The sequence below is a fragment of the Arenibacter lacus genome (assembly GCF_008711145.1).
Taxonomy (GTDB): domain Bacteria; phylum Bacteroidota; class Bacteroidia; order Flavobacteriales; family Flavobacteriaceae; genus Arenibacter; species Arenibacter amylolyticus.
This window is the reverse complement of sequence record NZ_VVIN01000040.1, coordinates 25,530-33,054: the sequence shown is the minus strand read 5'-3', so window position 1 is coordinate 33,054 and position 7,525 is coordinate 25,530. Positions and strand designations below refer to the sequence as shown.

The window sequence follows — 7,525 nt, the reverse complement described above, 5'->3', positions numbered from 1 at the left end:
AATCCCGAAGGGATTTTGTATCGAGAACCTTTGTTTGAAGGGCTTTTCTTTTGCTTCCGATCTTTTAGGTGGTCAACCTATATCAGGGACGTACACAATTGTTTATTGTTAATTGAATAAAACTGATTACGGATCAATCTCAAAATCTGGGTCTAGGAGTAATTAACTGATACCACTCTTGAGACTTTAAAGGATGAAATTTTCTCGCTAAGTATTCCTTATCTGCAGAGGACCGAGAAGTAAATGCAACGATTTGCATTTATAACGAGGGGCCAGTTGGTGCGTTGGCCTTGGCTACGGCTGGCTCCTTAAAGGTTGGCACAAAATATTGGTACGAGTTTTTAACTAGGTTCTAGAAGAACTTCACTTTAGCAAGTAGCATTTTAACACCTTAGGCCATCGCTACAGCTGGCTCCTCTTTCCAAAGGTACACTGGACCTTTGTCTCTCGGCCCTGGACAAGCAAAGAAAATGAAAGAAAGCCTAATTGAAATTAATAGTGTAAATGAATTGGGTCATAAGAAATATTCCTTCTCAAAATGATTGTGCTCTAGTGAAATACAAATCAAATGATATCCCATGTTTAACAACCACTTGAAAAATTCTTTAAAAACCAAGAAACCGGACTTGATCCCTGATTACCCACGACTGGCTACTGTTTACTGAACCCTCTCACTACTAGCAATAAAAAAGCCCGTCATCTCCTAAAAAATGACGGGCTTTATTTTTGCATCCCTACTTCCTCCAAGGCATATACCAAGGAGCTTTTGTCTCAGCTTCTTCATGGTAGCCGTAACCATAGCCGTAGTTATAGGTATACCCATAGCCTCTACGGCGTTTGATGCCTACTTCGTTGAGCAGGTAGCCCATATTCTTCAGCTTTTTGGTTTTGTTTAGCTCTTTGGAGAATTCCAATAGGCGCTTGTCCGTAAAGCCAGAACGGGTTACATAAAGGGTAAGGTCCGCAGCTTGGGAGATGATTAAGGTATCTGTTACCAGCATAGTAGGAGCGGTATCTACAATTACATAATCGTACTCTGGTTTGGCAGCATCAATAAACTTCTCAAAACCACCGCCCGATAATAATTGGGGGGCATTGGGAGGGATGCTACCACTAAAGACCACGTTGTGGCTGTCCATGCCCTTATAACCTTTGTTCACACATTTCTTCCAATCCATTGTTGGGTCGTAAAGGTAATCCGTGAGTCCCAAGGAGTTTTTAGATACCTCAAATTCTTTGTGAATATTGGGATTCCTTAGGTCGGCCCCTACCAATAATACTTTTTTGCCCAAACTGGCTAATGCCAGGGAAAGGTTAAAGGCTACCAAAGATTTCCCTTCGTTCTTAACGGTAGAGGTCACATAAATCACCTGTCCGTCTCCTTTTTCCTTTTTAGGGAGCATATAGTTGATATTCGTACTTAAGATACGGAAGGATTCTGCTAACACAGACCTGTCATTGGCCTCCATAAAGGTTTTGTTGCCTTCCAATAAGGGGATTTCTGCCAATACGGGAATTTCCGGGTTAGCACGTTCTAGGTCCGTACGTTCATGAACCTTAGTATCCAGTGTAAAGCGAATATACAGGACGCCAAAGGGTAGCAAAAGTCCCATTAATAGCGCACCTGCCATGATAATCATCTTCTTAGGTGCTACGGGAATATTGGAGGTAAGCGCATAGTCTACCACCTTTAAAGATGGAGCGGTAACTGCCAGACTAATGGCGGCTTCTTCTCTTTTCTGTAAGAGTAGTAAGAAGAGATTCTCCTTAATGCTTTGTTGTCGTTCAATGGCGCGTAACAACTGCTCTTTTTCCGGAAGTTGAGAAAAGGAGGTGCCAGTTAGTCGTTGTTCCTGCTGCAATTGCGCCATGGACACATTTAACTGCTGTTGGTAAGCAGAAACAGTCTGTAGTATATTTTGCTTGGTACGCTGTAACTGACTGTTGATTACCAGTAGGGTAGGGTTGTTCTCCCCAGCACTGGCCACCATCTTATCGCGTTCTAATACCAATTGGTTATAGTCGCTCACCAAAGAATTGATACCTGAGTTTTCCAAGCCAATATCGGCAGGGAGTAGGCTATAAGCCCCCTCTTGGGCTAGCGTTTCTTTTAGTAGCTTAGAGAGTGCTATTTGCGTCTCTAATCTAAAGGCTTCTTCCTCGGTGGCCGACTTCTTCTGGAGGGTAATCCCAGCATCTGCTTCTATATACGAGAGGTTGTTCTCTTGTTTAAAGGATTTTTTATCCCCTTCTATAGAATCCAACTCCTGAGTAAGGAAAATAAACCGGTCATCAATAAAGTCCAGCGTACGTTTAGATACCAATTGGCGGTCCAATATCCCGTCCTGGTTAAATTTATCAATGATGGTATTTAGAATCGTCTCAGAGCGAGGGACACTTTCCCCCACCAAGGAGAGGGAAATAACATCACTGTTCTTATTGGTGGATTGTACCTGCAAGTTTTTAATTAGCCCCATGGTAGCAGCTTTTACCGAAGCAATGGATATTTTGTAATTGGTGTCCTCTTTAAGGGAACCTATGTAATTATCTGAAACCTGAATAGTAAAAGGAAGTGAGGCATCCGTAGCGGGGGTAGATTGTAACGGGAGGGAGAAGTTTTGTTTGTTCTCATCCGTTACCTCTATCGTATTCCCATTTAACCGTATACGGTACTCCAAGGGTTTAGAAATGGTGTCAACGGGAGTCTTGGTGTTAATAGAGAAGGGGGTGTTCCATACCTGTGTGGATTGTAGCCCTTTTACTGCATAGTGGTTAACATTAAGTTGTAACTCCTCTACCACCTGTTCTAGAAGTCGGTACGACTTTAAAACCTCAATCTCGTTATCCAGATTCACCTGGGACCTTCCGCTTAGGAGGGACATGGCATCGGTAGCGATGTTCATTTCCTTGGACTCGTCTATGATCCGTATTTTGGCGGTAGATTGGTAGGTAGGGGTGGTATATTTTAGGTAAAAGAAGGCTAGTAATATTGCTAATACTACCGTTCCAAGAAACCAGGGCCAATAAGCTAGGTACTTTAAAAGCTCTTCTTTTAGGTGAAAGGATTCTTCCTCCTCAAATTCATCTACTAGGTATGGGGATTCTTTCATGGCTTAGCGGGTAATTACAATAATTGAGGATAAGATTATAGATGCAACCGATAACAAGGTTCCAGTGTTACCAATAAATCCGGCACTTTTTACTTTAGGGGCATTGGGGTTTACGACAATAAAATCGTTGGGTTTAATATAATAATAGGGGCTATTAAACCAATCGGAGGAAGTTAAGTCTATTTGGGTTACGGTACGCATCCCGTTTTCCTCGCGGATCAGCAAAACATCATTCCGCTTGCCATTAATAGTTAAATCCCCCGCATATCCTAAGGCTTGGGGTAGACTTATTTGTTGCTCAGTAAAACTATAGGTTCCAGGACTTCTTACTTCTCCTAATACCGTAACCTTGGCATTTAATAGTCGAACGTTTACAGTAGGTTTTATAAGGTGACCGCCATCTTCTAACACCTGCTGCAATTCTCTTTCCAACTGGGAAGTGGTTTTGTCGGCTACTTCTAAAGTACCGAGAACAGGGAAAACAATAGTACCTTCTGTGGTGACTAAATATCCCTGTAATTTTAAGAGTTCAATATTATTAAAAGAAGTGGTATTGGAAGGTTGTTGCTTGTTATAGGGCAAAGCTGTTTCTGGCACCAAAGCCCCTACCGTAATATTCAGGATATCATTCGGTTGAATTTTTGGAGTTTCGTAGGTGATGTTCTGTGGCCCACGGGTATTGGCATCCTGGAAATAGAGGATTTCTTTTTTAGTGGCGCAAGATTGCAGGACTAGGACCAATAGTCCTAGTAGGGTTAACTGTTTTTTCATTGTTCTTGTGTTGGCAGTAGGATGGGGATAGGTCCTACAAAAAAATTAATCGGCAAATTTACGGGTTTTGTTGGGATGTTCCAATCTTTACGGAGTATAATTGGGATAGAGGTTAATTTGAAGATTTGCAAATTTGTCAATTTGGTTATGAAATAAATTAATGTAGCAATGTATCAATTCATTAATGGAGTAATGCTTCAGATTCCTCCCTTCGTTAGGTTCCACACTACGTTGCACTAGGTTTCGGAAGGCAAAACCCGATCAATTGCCATTCCGACAATCAGCGGTATTAAAACGACCGCCTTGGAAGCCCTTTAAACCACTTATAAACCACCTCACTATCTGGATTAAGTATTACCCAGGCGGTAGTAAAAATTATTTTAACATCTGTAACAAATGATTCATTGGCCTTATACCATAATTCTACTTCTCCTTTAAAAGGATAAATGGAATTTTTATAGAATTCCCAGGTGTCTTCTCCTCTTTCACTTACCTCGGTAATCAAGGTTTCTTCATCCCTAAAGATGATGGAGCCAATTCCGGTAAGACCGGGTTTAACATTATAAATTACGTCTTGAATTTCGGGAGGATAGGCATCAAAGCTTTTTTGCATAACCGGTCTAGGTCCAACCACACTCATATCGCCTTTAAATATATTGATTAATTGAGGTAATTCATTAATCTTGCTGGTCCTTAAAAATCCACCCATTGGGGTTATTCTAGGATCTTTTTTGGTGGTCATGATACCCCCAGCCATGTTGGGGCTGTCTTTTAGCATAGTAGCAAACTTCCAGATTAAGAATGGCTTATTTTTATAGCCCACACGCTCCTGCTTATACCAAATGTATCCCTCGCCAGTCAATTTAAGTCCAATCATAATTGGGATTAATAAGGGTGCGAGTATCAATAGTGCTATTCCAGAGGCTAGAATATCGCAGAGTCTTTTAAATAGCTTGTACATGTTTTTGTTTGATTAATTTTATTTAATGGTTAGTAATTGTAATATTTTCAAGGATTTCATTTGCAACACGGATTGAAGAATTCTGGGACTCAATAATTCAACTAATTATTAATTAGGATATGCGTTGTTGGAAAACGAATTAGGTTCGATAATTGTAGGTTCTGTGTATTTCTCGTGCATAATCTTTTGTTTATTGGTCACAAAGTAGCTTCTTTACTTAACTGAAGACATTATTCTTTGTTTTGTATGTTTTTTCATTTCTTTTGCTCGCCCAAAAGAAACGAAACAAAGAAAAAGGCGCCTTAACCAATAAATTTTTTCGACACCGAGGTCGAAAAACCGTGTTCGAAACTCCGCGTCGTCCCTAAGGGGACTCCTGTTTTCGGAGCTTTCGTACACTATTTTGCGATTAAGGATTTTGGCTGCGCCTGCTTTTACCTGGACATAAGGCATGTTTTTTAAATAAGCTATTTGGCTTATAAAAAATTTATTTCGGCTAGGAGTCTTCGATTTATCTTGAAATTACCTCCTTCTAGCTTTTTCGGAGCCAGCTGGACCTGTAGCCTTCCCTAAATCAATTTTTGAATATTAAAAATCCTTGATTTTTATTTGAATTCTTGAATCCTTCAAACCTATATTTTCAATCAATTACACCTATTTAAAGATTGAATACTTCAAATTAATAAGCCTTATTCCTTGAATTCTTGAATCTTAAGAACAAAAAACCACCAACAGTCCAACCTGTTCCATCAGTTCTTTCAACATTCAGGAAACCACCAACACCACTCTACATTTTTTGATCTAAACTCTTTCCAGTTTCAATATGTTCAAAATCTGGGATATGTTTTTTAAGTAGATCTACAATAGCAGTTTTGTCGTAATCCCCAGAATCCATTAGGGATTGTAATTGGTTTATGGTGGTGGTGATTTCTTCTTGTGACAACTTGCGAGCGTTTTTAATAACACCTAAACTATCGTAGGTTTCTTGATCTACGACATCCTTCTCCGTATAGAATTCCTCGTATAATTTTTCGCCGGAAGTATCGGTGTCAAAAAAGTAGACTGGGTAGGGATCTGCTTCCGAAAGGGTCAGTGCTTTTTGTTTGGCTTCCTCTTCGGAGGTGCACTCTAGAATAGGTCGATTAGATGCCTTGAAAAAATCGATGGTAATGTCTTTAAAATAAGCCATTTCTTCAGCAGCTAATTTAGGGAAAAAGATTTCACCAGAATTCCCGAGCATACAGGCTAACATACAAATCTGACCACTCTCTTCCGGGGATACAAAAAAACGTTGCACATCGGAAGGGCAGGAGATAGGCTGATTTTGGAACAGGCGCTCTATATACCCAGCTAAGAGTGATCCATTAGAAAACGCCACATTGGCAAAACGGGCGGTGGTAATCTGTAGGTCCTTACTATAGGCCATAATGACTTCCTCCATTAATTTTTTACTGGCTCCCATCACGTTTACCGGATTGGCTGCCTTGTCTGTTGATACACAGAAGAAATGCTCAGGTTTATTTTCTACTAATAAATCTAAAAACTCCTTGGCCTTAAAAACGTTGTTGTCTATCATGGCTTCAATGGAATACTTATCCTTTTCGCTGCGCACGTGTTTATGGGCAGCAAAATTAGCTACGATATTGAACGGCCCTTCTGTCAAGAACATTTTCTTGAACACGGGATCCCCAAAACTCATGGGGTAGGTCCTATAGTCTTCCGGAACGAACATATTGGCATCGGAGCGTAACTGACGAGTTAGTTCCGTTAGTCCATTTTCATTGGTATCCACCACATATAGCTTTCCAGGCTTAAACTTTAATATGGCTCGGATATAGGAGGAACCAATAGTGCCTGCGCCTCCAATGACCAATACGGATTTACCAGCTATTTTATTGCTTAGTTGTTCTTTTTTATTCTCAATATCACTTTGGAAAAGGCTTTCTGATCTTTTAGTGATGTAGGTGTTTATGAAATGGGGTATGTCTATTAAATTCATTTTAGATTTTTATTTGGTAAATATTTTGTGATTGGGGAGGTCATTAAATAAACGGTATACAATTTTGCTTTTAGGAAACACAACTACGTAGGCTGTAGTATAGACTATAAGAAAATCTGTCAGTAATCCTCGATTTTTGGAATACCAACTTTCCAGTTCTCCTTTAAAGGGGGCAATATCTTCTTTATAGAACGTCAAAGCATCTTTCTTTGACTCTCTTATAAAACCTTCTTCGTCCCTAAAAATAATAGAGCCTATACCAGATAATCCAGGTTTTAAATCCTTAATCAAATTCTGAACACCTTCACTGTAATAGGCATAGTTTTTAAATGTAATAGGTCTTGGCCCCACAACACTCATATCACCTTTTAAAATATTGATGAATTGTGGGAATTCGTTTAGTTTGGTTTTCCTAAGATATTTACCAACCTTTAATACACGTGGATCATCTCCGGTCGTTATATCTCCTCCCGGCAAGTTGGCACTATCCTCCAGCATAGTTGCAAATTTTATCAAGCCGAACGGCTTCATGTCTCTTCCAACTCTTTGTTGAATATAAAATACTTTACCTTCCCCAGTAAGCTTTAGGAGAACCATAACTGGTAAAAAAACAGGTAAAACAACAATTAGTACCATTGAGGAGAATATGATATCAAATACTCTCTTAAGAAATAAATACATTGA

The 7,525-nt window shown here is 39.7% G+C and carries 5 protein-coding genes; all 5 read right to left on the bottom strand.

The genetic code is table 11. The features are described 5' to 3' along the window. Nucleotides 1-734 precede the first annotated feature (734 nt). Nucleotides 735-3,110 carry a GumC family protein gene (locus F1E73_RS12000; RefSeq protein ID WP_150452028.1) on the bottom strand — a complete coding sequence of 792 codons (2,376 nt, stop codon included), beginning with the start codon at nucleotides 3,108-3,110 and terminating at the stop codon, nucleotides 735-737. 3 nt (nucleotides 3,111-3,113) lie between these two features. Next, nucleotides 3,114-3,881, bottom strand: coding sequence for a polysaccharide biosynthesis/export family protein (locus F1E73_RS11995; protein ID WP_150452027.1), 768 nt, complete (start codon nucleotides 3,879-3,881; stop codon nucleotides 3,114-3,116). 289 nt (nucleotides 3,882-4,170) lie between these two features. Next, a complete protein-coding gene (locus tag F1E73_RS11990; RefSeq protein WP_150452026.1) occupies nucleotides 4,171-4,842 on the bottom strand; it encodes a sugar transferase in 672 nt (223 codons plus the stop codon). A 787-nt stretch (nucleotides 4,843-5,629) separates the two neighbouring features. Further along, complete coding sequence (locus tag F1E73_RS11985; RefSeq protein ID WP_150452025.1) at nucleotides 5,630-6,841, bottom strand: polysaccharide biosynthesis protein; 1,212 nt, start codon at nucleotides 6,839-6,841, stop codon at nucleotides 5,630-5,632. Nucleotides 6,842-6,850: 9 nt separating this feature from the next. After that, nucleotides 6,851-7,522, bottom strand: a complete 672-nt coding sequence (locus tag F1E73_RS11980; RefSeq protein WP_150452024.1) for a sugar transferase — start codon at nucleotides 7,520-7,522, stop codon at nucleotides 6,851-6,853. Nucleotides 7,523-7,525 lie beyond the last annotated feature (3 nt).